The 18,794-nt window shown below is 62.0% G+C and carries 14 protein-coding genes; 6 read left to right on the top strand and 8 right to left on the bottom strand.

All coding sequences use genetic code 11. The features are described 5' to 3' along the window. The first annotated feature begins 47 nt into the window (after positions 1-47). The 3 genes from M529_RS39780 to M529_RS47830 all read left to right on the top strand — a co-directional run bounded on the left by M529_RS39780 (position 48) and on the right by M529_RS47830 (position 5,377). Positions 48-3,032 carry an autotransporter family protein gene (locus M529_RS39780; RefSeq protein WP_152522628.1) on the top strand — a complete coding sequence of 995 codons (2,985 nt, stop codon included), beginning with the start codon at positions 48-50 and terminating at the stop codon, positions 3,030-3,032. 671 nt (positions 3,033-3,703) lie between these two features. Continuing rightward, positions 3,704-3,886 carry an MbcA/ParS/Xre antitoxin family protein gene (locus M529_RS50740; protein WP_148225526.1) on the top strand — a complete coding sequence of 61 codons (183 nt, stop codon included), beginning with the start codon at positions 3,704-3,706 and terminating at the stop codon, positions 3,884-3,886. A gap of 306 nt (positions 3,887-4,192) precedes the next feature. Beyond that, a complete protein-coding gene (locus M529_RS47830; protein WP_028055928.1) occupies positions 4,193-5,377 on the top strand; it encodes a Fic family protein in 1,185 nt (394 codons plus the stop codon). 1,030 nt (positions 5,378-6,407) lie between these two features. Here the strand turns inward: M529_RS47830 and M529_RS39770 are convergent. The 3 genes from M529_RS39770 to M529_RS39760 all read right to left on the bottom strand — a co-directional run bounded on the left by M529_RS39770 (position 6,408) and on the right by M529_RS39760 (position 10,453). Then, complete coding sequence (locus tag M529_RS39770) at positions 6,408-7,187, bottom strand: 3-hydroxybutyrate dehydrogenase (RefSeq protein ID WP_013039124.1); 780 nt, start codon at positions 7,185-7,187, stop codon at positions 6,408-6,410. Then, positions 7,184-9,610: an FAD-dependent oxidoreductase gene (locus tag M529_RS39765; protein WP_013039125.1), complete on the bottom strand. Its 2,427-nt coding sequence runs from the start codon at positions 9,608-9,610 to the stop codon at positions 7,184-7,186. The genes M529_RS39770 and M529_RS39765 overlap by 4 nt, the downstream gene beginning before the upstream one ends. Positions 9,611-9,700: 90 nt before the next feature. Then, positions 9,701-10,453 (bottom strand): acetoacetate decarboxylase, encoded by a 753-nt coding sequence (locus M529_RS39760; protein ID WP_013039126.1) that lies wholly within the window; start codon positions 10,451-10,453, stop codon positions 9,701-9,703. A gap of 166 nt (positions 10,454-10,619) precedes the next feature. Here M529_RS39760 and M529_RS39755 point away from each other — a divergent pair, with 166 nt between their 5' ends. Then, positions 10,620-10,994: a phasin family protein gene (locus M529_RS39755; protein WP_013039127.1), complete on the top strand. Its 375-nt coding sequence runs from the start codon at positions 10,620-10,622 to the stop codon at positions 10,992-10,994. Positions 10,995-11,858: 864 nt separating this feature from the next. Then, positions 11,859-12,128 (top strand): helix-turn-helix transcriptional regulator, encoded by a 270-nt coding sequence (locus M529_RS48500; protein WP_013039129.1) that lies wholly within the window; start codon positions 11,859-11,861, stop codon positions 12,126-12,128. Here the strand turns inward: M529_RS48500 and M529_RS39750 are convergent. Continuing rightward, positions 12,118-13,374 (bottom strand): tyrosine-type recombinase/integrase, encoded by a 1,257-nt coding sequence (locus M529_RS39750; protein WP_021223132.1) that lies wholly within the window; start codon positions 13,372-13,374, stop codon positions 12,118-12,120. The genes M529_RS48500 and M529_RS39750 overlap by 11 nt on opposite strands. Before the next feature lie 318 nt (positions 13,375-13,692). Beyond that, positions 13,693-15,264 carry a glutamine-hydrolyzing GMP synthase gene (gene guaA / locus M529_RS39745; RefSeq protein ID WP_021318842.1) on the bottom strand — a complete coding sequence of 524 codons (1,572 nt, stop codon included), beginning with the start codon at positions 15,262-15,264 and terminating at the stop codon, positions 13,693-13,695. A gap of 175 nt (positions 15,265-15,439) precedes the next feature. Between guaA and M529_RS47825 the strand changes: the two genes are divergently transcribed. After that, complete coding sequence (locus tag M529_RS47825) at positions 15,440-16,363, top strand: class I SAM-dependent methyltransferase (RefSeq protein ID WP_152522627.1); 924 nt, start codon at positions 15,440-15,442, stop codon at positions 16,361-16,363. Here M529_RS47825 and M529_RS39730 read toward each other — a convergent pair. From M529_RS39730 to M529_RS39720, 3 genes are all read right to left on the bottom strand, one after another. Continuing rightward, positions 16,360-17,595, bottom strand: a complete 1,236-nt coding sequence (locus M529_RS39730; protein ID WP_021318839.1) for a TCR/Tet family MFS transporter — start codon at positions 17,593-17,595, stop codon at positions 16,360-16,362. The genes M529_RS47825 and M529_RS39730 overlap by 4 nt on opposite strands. A 39-nt stretch (positions 17,596-17,634) precedes the next feature. Further along, positions 17,635-18,285 (bottom strand): YoaK family protein, encoded by a 651-nt coding sequence (locus M529_RS39725; RefSeq protein ID WP_021318838.1) that lies wholly within the window; start codon positions 18,283-18,285, stop codon positions 17,635-17,637. Between the two features lie 53 nt (positions 18,286-18,338). Further along, a partial coding sequence (locus M529_RS39720) for a flotillin domain-containing protein (protein ID WP_021318837.1) occupies positions 18,339-18,794 on the bottom strand: 456 nt, incomplete at its 5' end.

The following is an 18,794-nucleotide window of genomic DNA, read 5'->3' as shown; positions in this document are numbered from 1 at the left end:
GCATCGGCACTCAGACCACTGCAACCTTCCGCGAGAATTCGGAAGATGTGGGCGGTACGGCTAGCGTTGTTGTCGACACGGCGGCCGCGCTGCAAGGCAAGGGCGTGCCGAGCGTCGCAGGCGATGTGAACGCTTCGGGCATCGGCGGCGCCTCGATCGCCATTGGTGCAGGCAGCGTTGTTGGCAATGCCGATCTCAGCAGCGGTGGCAATCTGTTCGCCAGCAGCCTTGGCGAAAGCATCTCGGAAGAGACCGTCACCACTTTCGCGGCTAACGGCTTCACGCCCGCCAGCCAGGTATCCACGACCAGCTTCGGTTCCGTGGGTGGCGCGGCTTCGGTCACCAACGATGGTACTGCCATTGGCGACGTGGAAGTTGAGGGCTTGACCTCTGCTTCGCTCGTCAACAACGGCGTGCTGGGCTCGGGCGGAAACCTGTTCAGTGTTTCGGCTCTGGACTCCGAAGCGAGCATCACGATCACCGACACGAATCCGACGGATGCCGGTTCGCGCACGATCGTTGCTACGGTCAATGCTTCGCCGGTCGGTGGCAATGCCAGCTTCACCAACAGCGGTGTGGCCCTGGGTAATGTCGAACTCGCCGGCCTCACTGGCGCGGTTACCAACAATGGCGTTCTCGCTGGTACGACCACCCTTGGTGAAGCGCAGTTCAGTGGCTCGGCAACGGTCAACGCGACGATCAACACCACCGACGTCAGCGTCGATCCGGTGCTGGCCTCCCAGACCTATACGATCGACCAGAATGGCGTGTCGCGCGGCTTCGTCGTGACAGGTGCCACCATCTCGCAGGATGAGGTCACCTCGGCCCTGGCCTCGCAGCTGTCTCCGTTGGTGCCGCTCGATGCCTCGCTGGTTGACCCGGCGACGTTCAACCTGACGGTGAACGGGCAGGCAGCGGTCAAGACGGCTGACATCAATGCGACGGTCAACCTCAACAACGGCTCGATCACGCTTGGCGACATTGACGCCCAGCGCGATGACAGCGGCGCTTACCTGACCAACACCACCGTCAACCTGAACGGCAGCGGCTTCCTAGGCGCGAGCGAGTTCAAGCCGACGGCTCCGGCAGTTACGAACTACAGCCCCGTGGCGCAATTGCCTGAAGAAGCTGAAGGTCTGTTCTCCCCGACTGGCGTCCGCGTGCTGGGCGTCAACGAGTTGAACAAAACCGGCACCGGCACTTTCGTCGTCACTGGCGCCGAATATGTCCCGGCGGAAGGCGCGACCCCGGCTGCCTGGACGCTCGACGTCAACAACTTCAACGTGAAGGCGGGTGAAGTTCAGCTGGATGTCGTGGGCTCGGACGACGCCGTGTTCGGCATCAAGGGCAACATCAATAATGATGCCACCCTTGTCCTTGGGCGTCGTGCACCGACCTTCGTTCAGACCGTCGGTAACAGCATCGTCACTCCGGGTCCGGAAGCGATCAAGGGCATCGAAATCCACCAGCAGGGCAACTACAACCAGAGCGCCAGCGGCACGACGGTAGTGGGTGTCAACCCCTCGCTGGTTCGTTTCGGCAACCTGTCGGTCGGCAATGCCGGTTCCTCGCCTGAGGTGTTGGGCCCGATCACCGGTGGTGTGAACGTCCCTTACTTCACCACTCCGACCAATGCCGGCGTCTTCTCGACCCCGTCTTCGGTCTCGGTGGATGGCAACCTGAACCTGGCCGGCAAGGTCGCGGTGACGGTGTCGAAGGACAGCCTCTATTCGACGGGTGACGGCTATACGCTCTTCACCTACACCGGCACCGGGGATGTCACGGCGACGGCCGCTTCATCGCTCGCTTCGCCCTTCGTCACCTTCGGCCTGAAGCATGACGCGACGGCCAAGACGGTATCGATCGAGGCGACCCGCAAGAGCTACGCCACCGGCGCGACCAATGCCAATGCGGCTTCGGCCGCAGTGGGCCTTGACAGCGCTCTGGCCGATGTCATCGCCCGGGTGAAGACCGACGCCGCTGGCGGCAACGGCTTTGCGACGGTGACGGAGATCGCCAATGCTCAGGACATCGCCAACATCGCTGCTGGGCTTGATTGGCGCCTGAACAGCGCACAGGCGGCGCAGGTTTTCAACGAGCTTTCCTCGGCTGAGATCTACGGTTCGCTTGCCGCTGTCGATCAGAACGCGGTCTTCAACACCACCGTCAACCGCCTGGCCGCTCGTCGCAGCTATGGTGAGGCGCTGGGCACCCAGCTCTGGTTCAACCCCTCGGCGAACTTCGCCAAGACGGGCGGCACCAAGTCGGGCGCGTCGAAGATCAAGACCAACAGCTATGGTGGTGCGTTCGGTATCGACGTCGCCTATCAGGACGATGGTGCCTTCGGCATCGGCTTTGGCTATGGCCAGCATGATGTGACCGCTCAGGGGTCGCCGGAAGAAGCGCAGGTTCGCACCTACACGATCGGTGCCTATGCGACCCAGGGCTTCGGCCCCTTCTACGGCAGCTTCCAGTTCGCATACGGCTTCTCGAAGTTCGAAGTCGAACGTGACCTGACCCTGCTGGCTCGCACGATCAAGGGCGACTTCAAGGGCAAGCAACTGGATGCGAGCATCGAGCTGGGCTATGACTTCGCTGCCGGCGGCAGCCTGGTTGTGACGCCCTACGGTAAGCTGGCGCTGCGTCGCTGGTCGATGAACGGCTTCACCGAAGAAGGCGGCGCGGGCATCGGCCTGCGTGTCGACGACGCATCGAAGACGGTCTTCTCGCCGGTGCTGGGTGTCAAGGCGGGAGCCCTGCTGGGTGATGCCGATGGCATCGCCTACCGTCCCTACGCCAAGGTGCAGTACAGCTTCCAGGGCAACATCGGCAGCGACCGCACGGTCCAGTATCTGGGCGGCGGCGATGCGTTCCGCCTGAAGGGTGTTGATCCGGACGGTAACGGCCTGATCGAACTGGGCGTCGATGCCTCGGTCAACAAGCGCGTCAACCTGTTCCTCTCCGGCGGTTATGGCTTCGGTGGCCACAACTCGATCGGCCAGGTTCGGGGTGGCATTAGCTTCGGCTTCTGACACAACGCACTAGCAAAGGAAGGGCGCGGCGGTTTCGGCGCGCCCTTTCGTTTGCATGCCCGCTTTGCTCTCGGGCGTGTGAGACAGGAATGTCGAGCACTGGACAGCGGCCTGGAAGAATTCTGCTGCGTCCAAATTTGTCGCGCGGCCTATTCAGATCCAGTGGAGAAGATATTGGTTCAGAATCAACGAGTAAACAGAACGTGAACAACTTTAGACAAAGCGCAGAAACGCATAAGACGCTTGCCCGTCTCCTTATGGAAAGGCTCGCACATTATGGTGTGCAGATTTTGACTAACGACAGCGGTGCGATATGTTTTTTCGTACCTTCTCCCGGCCACGTTGGTCGTCCTTGGGCAGACGGTGAATATGCGCATGGGCTAGAAGATGGTGCGATACGCGAACTGCAGCAGCTTGTCAGATCTTCGCCCCTGCTAACCGAGGCCATTTTGGAGGAAGTCGCGATTACCGGGCAGTGATCGGCTTCTGCATGAACAGCGACATTGAGGCACGTTGGACGAATGGAGGAGTGACGCAATGGCTGACGAAAAACGGAATTTGCTCGATGAGTTGATCGCCAACATCGGCCCAGAAAACTGCCGGACGAGATTGATTTCGGTCCTCCGGTTGGAAATGAAGTTGGCAGCCGACAGATCGTCGCGGAACGAATTTTGCGGGTTCTTGAATTTGCATCGTCCAATTGCGCCGATGCATCGAACTTGCATGAGTTCATGCGCCACCCCCATCCCATGCTAGGCGGCGAGTCGCCAATCGTTTGTGCGGTCTCCAGCAAGGCTGGTGCAGATCGCGTGATGAATATGTTAGGCCGCGCCGCGCACTCTGGAGGCGTTTAGGTGCCATTGGGGCAATGTCGCGGACCTTTTTGTCACTCGGCAATATCTGGACGATCAGCTATTGGTCTAAAAGGGCAAAGGAAATTATAAGAGTCTTCCCGATGGAAGGATGTTGTGATGAACGATGAAGACGTCCCTGGCGGCTAAGACCGTGATGCGTCCGGATATGTCGGAGGTGAAAGGTGCCGGCATTGAGGCAGTTTCCGGGTGAATCCCTTATTAAGCGCATTGCACGCCTTCTCTTATTGAGGTTTTTGTCATTAAAACTTACTATGGCTATGTTTTAAGGTCTTATGGTAAGGGTTAATGAACAGAAACAATCTCGCGCATGCAGTTCGCGAGCGGCTTGTCCGTTATCCTGAACCTCATGCCAGTCACTATGGTGTCGTGCCGCTTCCGCCTCCAGAATCAGCCCTGCCGCTGGGATCAGCGCAGCCCGCACATGAACGAGCGCTCGCTATGCTCGGACGTGCCGAAGCCCTCGCGGCGAGCCTGCCGGACCCCTATATTATCAGCCGTACGCTGAGCCGTCGCGAAGCAGTCGACAGCTCGGCCATTGAAGGCACGAACAGCACGCTCGACGAACTCCTGACAATCGAGGAAGAGGATGACGACGCGCGCGACGCCGCCCGTCAGGTACGGGACTATGCGCTGACCCTCGATCGCCTCCTGCCTCGTGCTGCAGCCGAGGGCATCGACATCTTTACAGTGCAGATGATCCAGGAACTCCACCACGAGGCGATGCAGCACGACCCGGAATATCCTGATTCGGCAGGGGCGCTGCGCAATATCGTGGTCTGGATCGGCGGTACGGGTCATATTTCGACATCGACCTATAATCCGGCGCCACCTGGGCAGGTGGGGGCCTGCCTTGAGGATACGGCCGCCTATATGCGCTGCGAAGGCATGCAGGCGATGACGCAGAGCCTGATCACCCGCATGGCGATTGCCCATGCGCATTTCGAAGCGGTACACCCCTTCCGAGACGGCAACGGTCGTGTTGGCCGCCTTTTGCTGCCGATGATGATGGCAGCGGAAGGGCAGGTGCCGCTCTATCTCGCACCCTATATCGCCGCAAACCGCGACGGCTATTATTCGGGCCTCAAAATCGCTCAACAACGGCTCGAATGGGGACCGCTCGTTGGCTATCTGTCCGATGCCATAACTGGAACGGTGGAAGAACTCTTCGCAACGCGGGATGGGTTGAATGCCTTGAAGGAACAGTGGCGCGGGCGAAGGAAGTTCCGATCGAACTCCGCTGCACTGCGGGCACTGGACCTCCTTAGCGACTATCCCGTCGTCACTATGAAGCGGCTGGCTCAGAAACTTGGAGTATCGCGACCGCAGGCCCTTTCCGCAATTAACCAACTGATGGAGGCAGGCATCTTGTCGGAGCGGACCGGCTACAGTCGCAACCGGATCTTTGCAGCCCAAGAAGTCCTGGCCATCGTCAACAGGCCTTTCGGCAGCAATCCTTCCGAGCGATCGTGACCCCTTGTTCGCCTTCTTTCTGCGGTAGCCAAACACCTCTGGGCGACCGGCTTTGGCCGATTCCCGAATGGCGGCTTAGCGGCAAGGGACTCAGGAAAGCTGCCATGCTCCGATGAATGTCGTGCTGCTAGCTCCAGGTTGCAGGCTGCGCGACAGATGGAATGGCAGGTCACGCTTTGTTGGATCGGATGCGAGATGATCCGGTCATCACAACTACACAGGGTTGCTGCTCATGCAGTGCACCGATGCCGAAAATGGATGAGCCGCCTCAACATGCTTCTATTCGCGGGGGGGGGCAAAAGACCGAAGCTTGTTGAGGCGGCGTCGCAATGCTGCTGAAAGCAGCGTCCGATATACTCCTGACTCTCTTTTCGGTTCCTTTTTCGGCTACTGCTTTCGGGCAATTGAATGCGTCGCTCACGATACACATCTGAGAAGTGCGACCCAAACTCGCCCCGTCTCCTTGCTGGAGAGGGGCCCTTGCGGCCGCGCTCGCGGTGCCTCGCTTCCCCCGCTGAGGCACCGCGAGGTCCATCCATCGGCGTCAAATTGAATCGACCGGAAATGCAAAAAGCCCCGCCTCAGAGAAGGCGGGGCCAGTTTGGGTCGCAATGCAGGCGAACCTGCAGAGCCACTAAACCATCGATCAGCTAGCTCGACCATATAACTAAAGTAATCATTTGGAGAAAAATTGAGTAACCTCAGTTAGTTAACATGTGGCCATCGATACAAGGATGACCTCGCCTAGGCTATCTAGGCGAGGTCATCAAGTCATGCAGCGGTATCTGCGACGAGGTAAATGCTTGATTTCACAATTAGTTCATTCGCCCAGAGAAGAAAGGTTGAGCGGATATGTTCAGAGTGCGCCCAGCTTCTTCTGCACGATGGCGCAATCGCGGCTATGTTCAACCGCGATGCTGTAAGCCTCAACGGCCTCGGTCTCTGTCTGGAATTCTTGCAATTCGCGCGTTCACAGCTAGCGTCGTGCAGCGATCGACACCCGGAGACCGGCTGAGGCATCGGAAGAACCTTATTGCATGAACCAACCGTGGCTGACGACGATGGACTGACCCGTCAGCGCGTTGCTCGGGAACCCCGCGAGGAACACCGCGGTGCGGGCGACGTCTTCGACGGTCGTGAACTCGCCATCCACAGTCTCCTTGAGCATCACCTTCTTGATCACGTCTTCCTCGCTGATCCCCAGCTCCCGTGCCTGCTCCGGGATCTGCTTTTCGACTAGGGGCGTGCGGACAAAGCCGGGGCATATCACGTTCGCGCGGACACCGTGCGCCGCGCCCTCCTTCGCAACGACCTTCGCCAGCCCGATGAGTCCATGCTTCGCCGTCACATAGGGCGCTTTCAGTACGGACGCTTCCTTGGAATGGACGGAGCCCATGTAAATGACACTGCCGCCGCCCTGGGCGTACATGTGCTTGAGGCACGCCCGCGTCGTCAGGAATGCGCCGTCGAGATGGATCGCGAGCAGCCGTTTCCAGTCCGAAAATTTGAACTCATCCAGCGGTGCGACGATCTGGATTCCTGCGTTCGAAACCAGAATGTCAACGCAGCCAAAGCGCTTTATGACGGCCTCGACGCCAGCTTCCACTTGGCGCTCGTCGGCGACATCCATCGCGACGGCCATCGCTGCCTCACCTTTGGGATCGAGCACCGCCGCCGCAGCTTCGGCCTTCTCGAGCTGGAGATCGGCGATCACGACCTTCGCCCCGTGGCGCACGAACTCGAGCGCGATGTCATTGCCGATTCCGCTTGCCGCACCTGTAATGACCGCGACCTTGCCTGACAGCATCATGGAGACTCCTTTTTGCTTTTCCGTTTCCGCGGGGTGCCAAGAACTGGCGCAGCCTGCGCAATCGTCTGGAGAACCGCGTCGGCGCCCGAGAGCGATCGGCCGGCTGCCGTGCCTGCTGCCGCTTCGGCGTGCTTGATTTCTTCGAGCGCGGAACTGGCTTTGGGCGTGGCTGACACGCCCGCCTTGCTGGTTTTGACCAGCGTCTGCTTTACTAAATCATAGCCTTCGGCTTGCAGCCGTCGGATCGATTCGTCCGAGAAGTCATAGTCGCGAGATGACGCTTCGCCCGGTCTGCGAGGGCGTTGGAACCGCGTGATCTCGTTGGTGAAGCCGTCGCCCATCAACTGAATGAAGCGGGGATGCCGCATAATCTTCGCGCGCTCGACCTGATCGATGCCCGACAGAATAATGTTGATCATGCTGCGGTACGCGTCGGTCATTTCGCGAATGCGGAGATCGCTGCGCACACGTTCGGAATAGACGACCTCGTCGCGCCGCGCGAGAACCTCGATCATGTTGGTCGGAAGCGGCGCGTCGCCCGCGAAGAGATCGACGATATAGATCCGCTTCCCGTCCGGGCCGCACCGATCGAGCACCAGATCCAGCGGCGAGTTGCTGACGATACCACCATCCCAATAGGCCGTGCCGTCCACCACCGTCCAGGAGAAGCCCGGCGGCAAGCTTCCGCTCGCCAGAACATGATCCGGCGTCAGATCGTCGATGTAGCTGTCGAAGACTTCCAACTGCGCGGTTGTCACGTTGACCGCGCCCACCAGCAGTCTGACCGGGCTGCTCTTGAGGCTCGAGAAATCGACATACTGCGCAATGAGCCTCCGCATAGGCGACGTGTCGTAATAGCCGGTCCACGGGGCCAGGAAATCGAAGGGCGGCATCCAGCGGGGCTTGAAAAACTTTGGCACGCCAAAGGCCAGGATCTGAGCCCCGACGGCGGCGCGACGCATTTCCGCAAATGGCAACGGCGGCGCGACGACTGTAAGGTCATTCCAGAATGATTGGAGCGCTTCGGTGGAGTGGCGGGGATTTCCGGCGATGATGGCGCCATTTAACGCGCCGATCGACACGCCCGCGACAATATCTGGGAAGATATGCTCTTCCTCCAGCGCGTGAACGACGCCGCACTCGAACGCACCAAGCGCGCCTCCGCCCTGCAAGACGAGCACCTTCTGCGCGGGAATGGTTTCGAGCAGGTATGCCGGATCGCCGAGTTGGTCCCGATATCGCTCAAGGTTGACCCGGTATCGGATCAGCCCCTCGGCTACCCGGATCTCGCTTGACGGGCGGCCCATGGAGAAGGCGGCCTGCGGAACGTCGTCGCGCAGATAAAAGAGCGCATAGGAACCATCCTTCAGGTCGCCTCGACTGATCCAATCCTCGGCGTTCTCCGGAATGCCAAGCATGTCGAAGCCCAACTCGCCCATTTCGCAATAGAAGTAGGAAACTTCATCGTACCGGAGCCGACGTCCGATCATATTCCGGGCGGCAAGGCGCCCCTGGCGAACAGCATTGTCCCAATGCTCAATATGGCGCCTACGCCGAAACACTGGATCGTAGAAGGACGTAACGTCGCCTGCCGCAAAGACATCCTCGGTGTTCGTGCGCAGTCTGTCGTCAACGGCGACGAAGCCATGCTCAAGCAGAATACCGCTACCATCGAGAAAACTGGTGGCCGGCATGACTCCGACGCTGACGATCACCATGTCGCACGGGATTTCGCGCCCTTTTTGCGTGCGGACCCCCGCCACGTGGCCGTCCCCGATCACCTCGACCGCCGTGTCGTCGAGCAGGATCGTCGCCCCTTTCCCTTCAGCATATCCCTGGAAGAAGGTCGAGATCGCCGGCGCTTCCAGATGCGGCAACACCCGCGTGGCGATGTCGAGCATCGTCACCTCCAGGCCCAACTCGATCAGCGAGAGCGCGATTTCCATGCCGAGGAAACTCGCACCGAGTACCACCACCTTACGGCCTGGCTGAGCCGCTTTCCGCACGACGTCGCAATCGACTTTGCGCCGAAGGTAGAAGACCCCCTCCTTATCCGCGCCCGACACGTCAAGGCGACGCGGGGCGGCGCCCGTGGCGATCAGCAGTTTGCCATACTCGAATGAGTCGCCGTCGTCTGTCCGAACCGTCCGTGACGCCGGATCGACGGCTGTCACCTCGGCGCCGAGGACGAGGCTTATGTTCTGCTGGCGATAGTAGTCGACAGGATGGACGAGGATATCGACGTCCGTCGACGTTCCGATAAGATATTGCTTCGACAGTCTGGGACGATGATATGGCGGGAATTCCTCAGCCGAGAGGATGCCGATCGTGCCAATGGCGCCCTCGCGCCGCAACGTCTCCGCCGCTGTCGCGCTGGCCAAACCGCCGCCCAGCAGCAGGAAATCGAATCTCTCACTTGCCACGGCGCGCGGCCTCGCCTCGAAAGCGCGGTCGCCGCTGGATGTCCGGGACTGAGGCGGCGTCTCGACGCTGCGTGCGCGATTGGCACCGGATCATACCCGCGGATCATCCTTCAGATAGTCATGGACGACCTCACCCAATCCCAGCGTGAGATCCGCGATGAAATGGGTTGCCGCGACAATCTCGCGCACTGGCAGCCTTGCGACGTCGGCGAGAGCGTGCGGGTAGAGATCGAGCGCGGCGGGGCCGCCCCACGCGCCCTTCAGGTCGATATCCTCAAGATGATAGCGCACCAGTTCACAGATGCGCGGCGTGCAATCGACGTGAGGGATCACCTTGAGCATGAAGTTGGGCTGCCGCATGGCCGCAAGGATCGGTTCATGATCGAGAATGACGTGCTTGTAGCCCATCGTGCCCAGGGCGCAGAGCGCGCTTCCATAGTGAAGCTTGCCAACGATCACGTCCGATTCATGGGCGATTGAAGGCGTGGCGAGCTTCTTCGGAAAGCCCCAGATTTCTCGCCCTCCGGCGATAGGCGCATCGTCGTCCAGATACATGGAGTGGACATAGCCCCCCGGCACGCCGTTGAAGCGCACCGGGATAACCTGCCCGGTCTCCGTATAGTCGCCGAACCCAGTCGAGTCCGGCATCCTGATGAACTCATAGTTCACAACCGGCTCGTCTATTTCGAGCGGTGCCGGAACCACTTCCCGCAACGCTTCTGGGTCGGTTCGGTATTTGATGACGATGTATTCGCGGTTGTAGAACCGATAGGGCGGGCGCGGGAACGCCGGGTTACATACAGGCATCGCAAACGCCCGCGACCTCACCTCATCAAAATCCATGGACAGTTCTCCTATTGAAACTGACCTGTGGCCCACATTCTGAGCTGCTTCTGCCGTCTACCGACTACTCCCCGAGATGCCCTAGAGTCAACCGAACGGTTCGGTTGACTCTAGTCGGTTGAAGGTCTACTGACATGGCCGAAACCGAAGCGACGTAGGACGAGTCATGACCGCGAACGACAGCCCTCCTGATAGCGACGTTGGCGCGCGGACGCTGGCCGCCGCGAACCTCGATCGGATGCACCAAGTCCTCGACGTGGCCATGAAGTCGGGACAGTCGTCCCTGAGTGCCGCGCGCGCAAACGGCGTGCGAGCGAGCAAGCTGGCGGTGGAAACGACTACGAAAACCATCGCCTACTCGCAGGCGACCGCCGCAGCGAGCACCGAGCATCTGACGCGCCTGATGCAGGTTCGAGATTTCAAAGAGGCGGCAGATCTTCAGGCGGAGTTCGTCCGCTCACGCCTTGCCGCGTTCCAGGACTATCTCAGGGACATCAGCAAGACGGCAGAGACCGCGCTGTTGGACCCAACCTCGGAATAGGACAGCCAGCTCGGACGCGGAGCCTTCGGGTCGCACCCTTTCCATCGCCTGAGCAGATATAAGATCGCTCGATACCAAACGGGGACCGGAGGGGCGCGAGAAGGGCCATACAATGCATGTGTGCGTCGGCCACACTCAGCGCCCGATCGCTGCGAAACGTGCTTTCCTCGTCAAAGCTATGCGCTGCTGGTGTTTAGCACGGCGGGAAACCCGGCTGGTCCAACCGCACCTCGCCCGATTACTCGCACCATGCGCCTGCGAAGTCCTCGCACCCGTCCTCGACGCGTTGTTTTCAAGCTTCGAGGCGTGCCTTGGACGTCCGGTTGTCGCAGGTCACCACCATCCTCTAGCTCGAGACGAGCTTGACCTTCTCGCGCTACTGACTCGGCCCGCCTCAGCGGACAGTCGGTTTCCGCAGTCGCCGCTCAAAACGGTCCTGCGCGTGGCACTGTGCTCCACTCGCATCATGGTTGCCTTGACCCTGCAAGAGATTGGACAACGGTAGCCGGCGCCGCCGGACATGCGCCCACGCCCGTCGTCGCGTGGCGTCCAGAGCTACGCAGCCCTTCTGCTAAAGCCGGTTCTGAGCGATGGTGCGGGCGGTCGGACTCGAACCGACATGGATTGCTCCGGCGGATTATGAAGTGAATCGTGCGTTCGACCAGGCTAAATTTCTACGGGCGGCGGCTTTTCAAACAGGGGCGAAGGCTTAGGGGTTGCTCTTAGGCGACACCTGCTCGCTGGGACTACCCGTCCGATGTGTACGCTATGCCCCGATATTACCGCACACGTTTACGCGCGGGCTTCAAAGTGGGCGATCTATCGTCTTCTATCTTCACAAAAGTAAAAACGTGGAGATAGAGTATGAGTGCTGCGCCCCATGTCGCCCGCAGGACAATTCGCCGGCAGCAGTTGCGAGAGATCGTGCCGCTTGCCGACAGCACGATCTACGACATGGAGCAGCGAGGAGAATTCCCGCAGCGCTTCTATCTTACCTCGCGCTGCGTCGTCTGGGACTTGGCAGAGGTCGAAGCCTGGCTCGACGCTCGACGCCATGCCTCTCGGGCTAGCACCGTTAAGCGCGCTCCCAGTCCCGATGTGAGATTGCGTCGTTCTCGGCCGGTCAAACACTAGGCTCGAGCTCAAGCAGCTCCATCGTGGCCGGGAGTAAGGTCGGCACATACTTCCGACCCACGACCCATGCGTCTACCAGATTGGACCACTCCTGCATCATGTGCCGGCGTTGATGCTCATACTCCGCCTTGTTGTAGACACCGCGCGAGGACCGTCCGTCCTCATGCGCCAGGCATTTCTCGATCCAGTCACTGTTGAAACCGAGCTCATTCAATAAGGTCGAGCCGGTGCGTCGAAGATCGTGAACAGTGAAGGGTTCGAGTGGCAGCCCCTCCTTCTTCGCCCTAACAACCACCGCAGTCGTAATCCGATTGAACGTCGCCCGCGACATCGGCGCGTCAGCGTCATATCTCGACGGGAGGACATAGCGCGAATTGCCCGCGCAGGTTTTCAGCGCGATGAAGATGTCGACGGCCTGCTGTGACAGGTAGACGTTGTGTGCCTTCGACCGCTTCATTCTTTCCTTGGGTATCGACCAGACGGCGTTCTCGAAATCGACCTCATCCCAAGTGGCATCCTGGAGCTCGCTCTTCCTGACCATCGTCAAGAGGAAGAGTTTCATTCCCAACCGTATGGTCGGCAGCGTCGGCACATGCTCAAGCTGACCGAGCATGACGCGGATCTCCGCCGGTGATAGCGACCGATCCTTTGGTACGAAGGTCGCGATGGACGCGGGCCCAACTTCATCCGCCGGGTTGGCGACCTTCTCACCATGCAAGACCGCGAATGCAAAGATCAGCTTCACGATATCGCGCACATGGACGGCCGTAGCCGGAGCGCCGCGATCCTTCACCTTCCCACACATCATACGGAGATCGTCGGGCGTGATCTCCGTCAGGAGCCTGTTTCGGAATATCGGCAGGATGTCGCGCTCGTAGATGGAGCGCCGCATAGCCCGCGTGCTATCGGCCATACGCGACTCTTGGAACCACTTTTCGCCGAACTCGCCGAACCGCTTCGCCTCTTTCAGTCGACGCTTGTCATGCTGCTTCTCTTGAGCAGGCGACCGTCCCTCTGAAATGGTCCGCTTCGCATCGATCAGCTTCTCGCGCGCCCTGGCAAGCGAGAGGCCGTCAGGGCCGTATCGACCGAGCGTCAGCGTCTCGCGCCGGCCGTTGAGTCGATAGTCGTACCGGAACACGATCGCACCTGATGGCTGGACCACGACGTACATACCGTCACGGTCGCTTACCTTGTACAATTTCTTCTGTGGTTTCAGTGCCTTAATTGCTGTGTCAGTAAGCATTGATGCCTCCAATTCTGTTCAAAAACAGCAGAGAGGCGCCAATTATACCGTCAGGCCGAAACAGGGGACGCTGAACGCGCTTTTCCCTCGTGTTTCTAGCTATTTACGGCCAAAAACTATACCGTCAGCAGCTCTCTTAGCTGTGACGGTATAGAGAAATCCGGCATCGAACAAGTTTCCCTATGCCGTCCGCTATACCGTCAAGCCGAGGCACTGCTGCTCGATAGATGATGATAGACGACGCAGTATTTATTGATATTATTCAGCGAGTTAGGTAGCGCCATGGCGTACAGACGGATACCACCGGATGGGTAAAAATCATTCCCACTCGATCGTGCCCGGCGGCTTTGACGTATAGTCGTATACCACGCGGTTGATGCCCTTCACCTCGTTGATGATGCGGGTGGCGACGCGGCTGAGGAAGGTGGCGTCGAACGGGTAGATGTCGGCGGTCATGCCGTCGGTCGAGGTCACTGCGCGCAGCGCGCAGACGCTGTCATAGGTGCGATAGTCGCCCATCACCCCTACCGTGCGCACCGGCAGCAGCACCGCGAACGCCTGCCAGATCGCGTCGTAGAGACCGGCGGTGCGGATTTCCTCCAGATAGATGGCGTCCGCCTTGCGGAGGATATCGCAGCGCTCCTTGGTCACTTCGCCCGGGATGCGGATGGCGAGGCCGGGGCCGGGGAAGGGGTGGCGGCCGACGAAGATGTCCGGCAGCCCCAGTTCCTTGCCCAGAACGCGCACTTCGTCCTTGAACAGCTCGCGCAGCGGCTCGACCAGCTTCATGTTCATCCGCTCGGGCAGGCCGCCGACATTATGGTGCGACTTGATCGTCACCGAAGGGCCGCCGGTGAAGCTGACGCTCTCTATCACGTCGGGGTAGAGCGTGCCCTGCGCCAGGAAGTCCGCGCCGCCGATCTTTGCGGCTTCTTCCTCGAACACGGCGATGAATTCGCCGCCGATGAACTTGCGCTTCTTTTCCGGGTCGGTGAGGCCGGCGAGGCCGCCCAGGAATCGCTCCTCGGCGTTCACATGGACCAGCTTGATGCCATAATGCTCACGGAACAGGCTGACGACCTGCTCCGCCTCGCCGAGCCGCATCAGGCCATGGTCGACGAACACGCAGGTCAGCTGGTCGCCGATCGCCTCGTGGATCAGCACGGCGGCCACCGCGCTGTCGACGCCGCCCGACAGGCCGCAGATGACGCGGCCGTCGCCCACCTGCTCGCGGATTTCGGCGATCTTGACCTGCCGGAATTCGGCCATGGTCCAGTCGCCGGCGAGGCCGCAGACATGGCGGACGAAGTTGGCGATCAGCTTGCCGCCGTCGGGCGTGTGCACGACTTCGGGATGGAATTGCGTGCCGTAGAATTTCCGCTCTTCATCCGCGATGACGGCGAAGGGTGCGCCGTCCGACACGGCGACGATCTTGAAGCCCGGCGCGAAGCGCGTGACCTTGTCGCCATGGCTCATCCAGACCTGATGGCGTTCGCCCACGCTCCACAGGCCGTCGAACAGGGCGCAAGGTTCGGTCACGGTCAGGAAGGCGCGGCCGAACTCGCCGCCTTCGCCGGTCTCATGGCCCGGCCGCACTTCGCCGCCGAGCTGATGACTCATCACCTGCTGGCCGTAGCAGATGCCCAGGATGGGCACGCCCGCGTCGAACAGCGCCTGCGGGGCGCGGGGGCTGCCTTCCTCCGGCACGCCGGCGGGGGAGCCCGAGAGGATGATGCCCTTGGGCTTCATCCTTTCGAACGCGGCCAGCGCCTGGGTGAAGGGGGCGATTTCGGAATAGACGCCGGCTTCGCGCACGCGCCGGGCGATGAGCTGGGTCACCTGGCTGCCGAAGTCCACGATGAGGATGGTGTCCTGATGAGGCAGCGTCATGGGAATCGCCTTTTCGAACGGAGATGGTAAGGGATTCGCGCCCGGTTAGTCGCCCGGGTCCTGCCTGTCCAGCGGTCGCCGCACCGGCGAGGCGCTGTGCCATATTTCCGCTGGCGCCAGTGCCCGGCTTTCCTCTATCGCGCCGCGGACGCGCCGGATATCGAAGGAAGCCTTTTTGAACCGACCATCAGCAGCCGCGAAAAGCGGCCGCAGGACGCTTTTCGACCGGCTGAACATCGCGCAGCCGCCGTTGCGTACCCCGGCAGGCACCGACCAGGACGACTTGCTGGCGTTGATGCGATCCGTGCGGCAGGAAGGTCATGAAGGCGCTGAGCTGGATGGCTATCTGGCGCGCGATTGGCGGCGTTTCGTCTATACCTGGCAGCTGAGCGAGGGCGTCGCGGGCACCTGCCTGGAGATCGGCGCCGGCCCCTATTTCACCACGGTCCTGCTGCGCGAGCACAGCGACCTTTCGCTGACCCTGACCAATTATTTCGGCGGCGATGCGACGACGGGGGAGGACAGGGTGCGCTATGCCAGCCGCCGCTTCCCGCAGGCCGACGCGCATGTCTTCCGCTACGATCATTTCAACGTCGAGACCGATCGCTTCCCCTATCCCGACAAAAGTTTCGACCTCGTTCTTTTCTGCGAGGTGCTGGAGCATCTGACGCATGATCCGTTGCCGGCGCTGCGAGAGATCCGGCGGGTGCTGAAGCCGGGCGGGCGGCTGGTGCTGACCACGCCCAATGTCGCGTCCTCGCGCAACCTGTTCCGGCTGCTGCGGGGCGGCAATGTCCATGACCGCTATTCGGGCTATGGCCCCTATGGCCGGCACAACCGCGAATATACGCTGGAGGAGGTCGAAAGCCTGCTCGCGCATTGCGGCCTGTCGGTGGAGTGTGGCTTCACCGCCAATGTGAAGGATTCGAGCGCCGGCAGCCTGGCGGCGGACTTCCTGGTGCAACTGTCCTTCCGGATCTTCTCGCGCCGCCGCTGGCGGGGGCTGGGGCAATATATCTTCGTGTCGGCCGTGCGCGCGGGGGCCGATAAGCCCGGCCGGCCCGACTGGCTGTTCCGCAGCTTCGCCGACCTGGACTAGCCGGCGGTCAGCGGCGTGTTCCGGCGTCCCGCCGCCCAGCCCAGCAGCGCCGCGCCCGCGAGCACCGCTGCGGCGATCAGGAAGGCGCTGCCGATGAAGGGGAGCGCCGGATGCGCGCCGGCCGACAGCGCATAGACCCAGCCGAAGAAAAGCGGCGAGGCGATGCCGGCGATGCTGCCGACGCTGTTGTTGGCGCCCTGAAGCTGGCCCTGCTCCGATTCCGACACGCGCTGGGTCATCAGCGACTGGATGGTCGGCATGGCAAGGCCCCAGAGCGCGTTGGGGAACATCGCGGCGACGAACAGCCATCCCGTGGGTGCCAAGCCCATCGCCGCCACGCCGACCGCGCCGAAGGCGAGGCCCACCACCATCGTCCCGCGATCGCCCAACCGTTTCACCACCGGGCCGACCAGCACGCCCTGCACACCCATGTCCATGAGGCCAACCAGCGCCAGCAGCGTCCCCACCTGCCACGCCCCCCAGCCATAGCGATCGCCCGCATAGAGCACGAACACGGCCGAGAAGAGGTGATGCGCGAAATAGAGCAGGAAGTTGACGACCGCGAGGCTCGACAGCTCCGGGTGGGAGCGCAGCAGCCTGAGCGCGCCGAAGGGATTGGCGCGTGTCCAGTGGAAGGCCATGCGCTTGTCCGGCGCCAACGATTCCGGGAGCACGATCAGGCCGTAGAGGAAGGCCAGCCCCGACAGCCCCGCCGCCGCCCAGAAAGGCGCGCGCAGTGAGATTTCGCCCAGCACGCCGCCCAGCAGCGGCCCGGCGACGAAGCCGGCGCTGAATGCCGCGCCGATCAGGCCATAGCCGCGCGCCCGGCTTTCCGGCGGGGTGATGTCCGCCATATAGGCGAAGGCCGAGGTGAAGCTGGACGAGGTGACGCCGGCCAGGATGCGCCCCAGCGCCAGCCACCACAGGGTGGGAGCCAGCGCCATCAGCAGATAATCGAGCGTCAGCCCCGCGACCGACAGCAGGATCACCGGCCGCCGCCCATAGCGGTCGGACAGCGATCCGATCACCGGCGAGCAGAGGAACTGCATCGCCGCCCACAGCGCGACGAACAGGCCGTTCCACAGGCTCGCCTCGCTGCTGGAGCCCGTCAGCTGCTCGATGAGTTGGGGCAGCACCGGGATGACGATGCCCATCGACATGACGTCGAGCAGCGCCGTCACCAGGATGAAGGCGATCGCGGCGATGCGGCGCGGGGGAGGGGCGGCGGACATGGGAGAGCGCCTAGTGACTGCGCAGGCGCCTGCCAAGCCTCAGCCGTCGGCGGGCAGCGGCCCGATGTGCAGGCTCCAGCCGAGCAGCAGCGCACACCAGCCGCACGCGATCCAGAGTGCTGCGAGATCGAGGACCGGGAACAGCGCGGCGCCCGCCACCGCCCCGGCGACAAGCCCCAGCCACAGCAGCAGCCAGGGCACCCAGCCGATCGGGTCGCCGCCGGTCAGCGCGGTTGCGAGCGCCTGACCCAGCTTCACCAGCGCGCCGGTCATGTAGGTGACGCCGATGCTCACCTCCCCGTCGCGCTGGAAGACGTTGTTCACCGCCCCCATCGCCAGCGCCATCAGCAGGGTCAGCCCCTCGCCGCCCGCTCCGCTCACCGCGAGCAGCGCAGCCAGGACCAGCAGCAGCAGGACGAGCGCCAGCACCGCCTGCTTGCGCCAGCGCCCTGCCCCGCGCCCCGCCAGCGCGCCGATCATGACGCCAGCGACGAAGGCCACCACCAGCGCGGCGGCGGCCATCGCCACGTCGCTGCCGCGCGCCAGACCCACGCCGAGCCGGGTGGAGTTGCCGCTCATGAACGACACGAAGAGCCCGCCCAGCTTCAGGAAGCCCAGCGCGTCGACAAACCCCGCCTGGGCGGAAAGCCCGACGGCGAGAGCATGGCGGCGGAAATCATAGCGGCGCATGGCGTCGTCCTAGGGCATGGCGCGACCGGACCGGAAGCGAAACCTGTTGCCTCCTACGACGTCGCCTTGTCCTTGTCCGGCATGATCGGTTCGACGATGACCGGCACGACGGGAGCGGGCTCCACCGCGCCCTTGACCAGCGCGTCGAGACTGGAGCCGTCGAGGCCGAGTTCCTTCATCAGGCCGTCGATCACCGGCGCCTGGGCGCGGTAGCGGAGGGCGGCCGAGACAGCGGCGTTGGCGAGATTCTGGTCCCCGCCGACACTGGCCAGACCGTCGCTGCCCGTGCTCCCGCCGGTGATGCCGTCCACCTGCACGATCTTGATCGAATCGATCGCTTCCATGGGCTTGGCGGCTTCGCGCACCAGGTCGGGCAGCACCTTGAGCAGGGCGAGCTTGGTCTGGAGCGATACCTGGTCGGAGGAGAGGAGGTTCGCCGCCTCGTTCACCGCGCGCTGGCCCGCCGCCTCGACCTCGAAGCGCACCCGGTCGGCCTCGGCGCGCAGCTT

Source organism: Sphingobium ummariense RL-3, from assembly GCF_000447205.1.
Classification (GTDB): Bacteria; Pseudomonadota; Alphaproteobacteria; order Sphingomonadales; family Sphingomonadaceae; genus Sphingobium; species Sphingobium ummariense.
This window is presented reverse-complemented; position numbering and strand designations above follow the sequence as displayed.

Coding starts and splice junctions, on each gene's coding strand:
- M529_RS39750 (WP_021223132.1), bottom strand. CDS start 13,374: ATGCTTACTGACACAGCAATTAAGGCACTGAAACCACAGAAGAAATTG.
- M529_RS39730 (WP_021318839.1), bottom strand. CDS start 17,595: ATGTCCGCCGCCCCTCCCCCGCGCCGCATCGCCGCGATCGCCTTCATC.
- M529_RS39725 (WP_021318838.1), bottom strand. CDS start 18,285: ATGCGCCGCTATGATTTCCGCCGCCATGCTCTCGCCGTCGGGCTTTCC.
- guaA (WP_021318842.1), bottom strand. CDS start 15,264: ATGACGCTGCCTCATCAGGACACCATCCTCATCGTGGACTTCGGCAGC.
- M529_RS47830 (WP_028055928.1), top strand. CDS start 4,193: ATGAACAGAAACAATCTCGCGCATGCAGTTCGCGAGCGGCTTGTCCGT.
- M529_RS48500 (WP_013039129.1), top strand. CDS start 11,859: ATGAGTGCTGCGCCCCATGTCGCCCGCAGGACAATTCGCCGGCAGCAG.
- M529_RS39770 (WP_013039124.1), bottom strand. CDS start 7,187: ATGATGCTGTCAGGCAAGGTCGCGGTCATTACAGGTGCGGCAAGCGGA.
- M529_RS39760 (WP_013039126.1), bottom strand. CDS start 10,453: ATGGATTTTGATGAGGTGAGGTCGCGGGCGTTTGCGATGCCTGTATGT.
- M529_RS39755 (WP_013039127.1), top strand. CDS start 10,620: ATGACCGCGAACGACAGCCCTCCTGATAGCGACGTTGGCGCGCGGACG.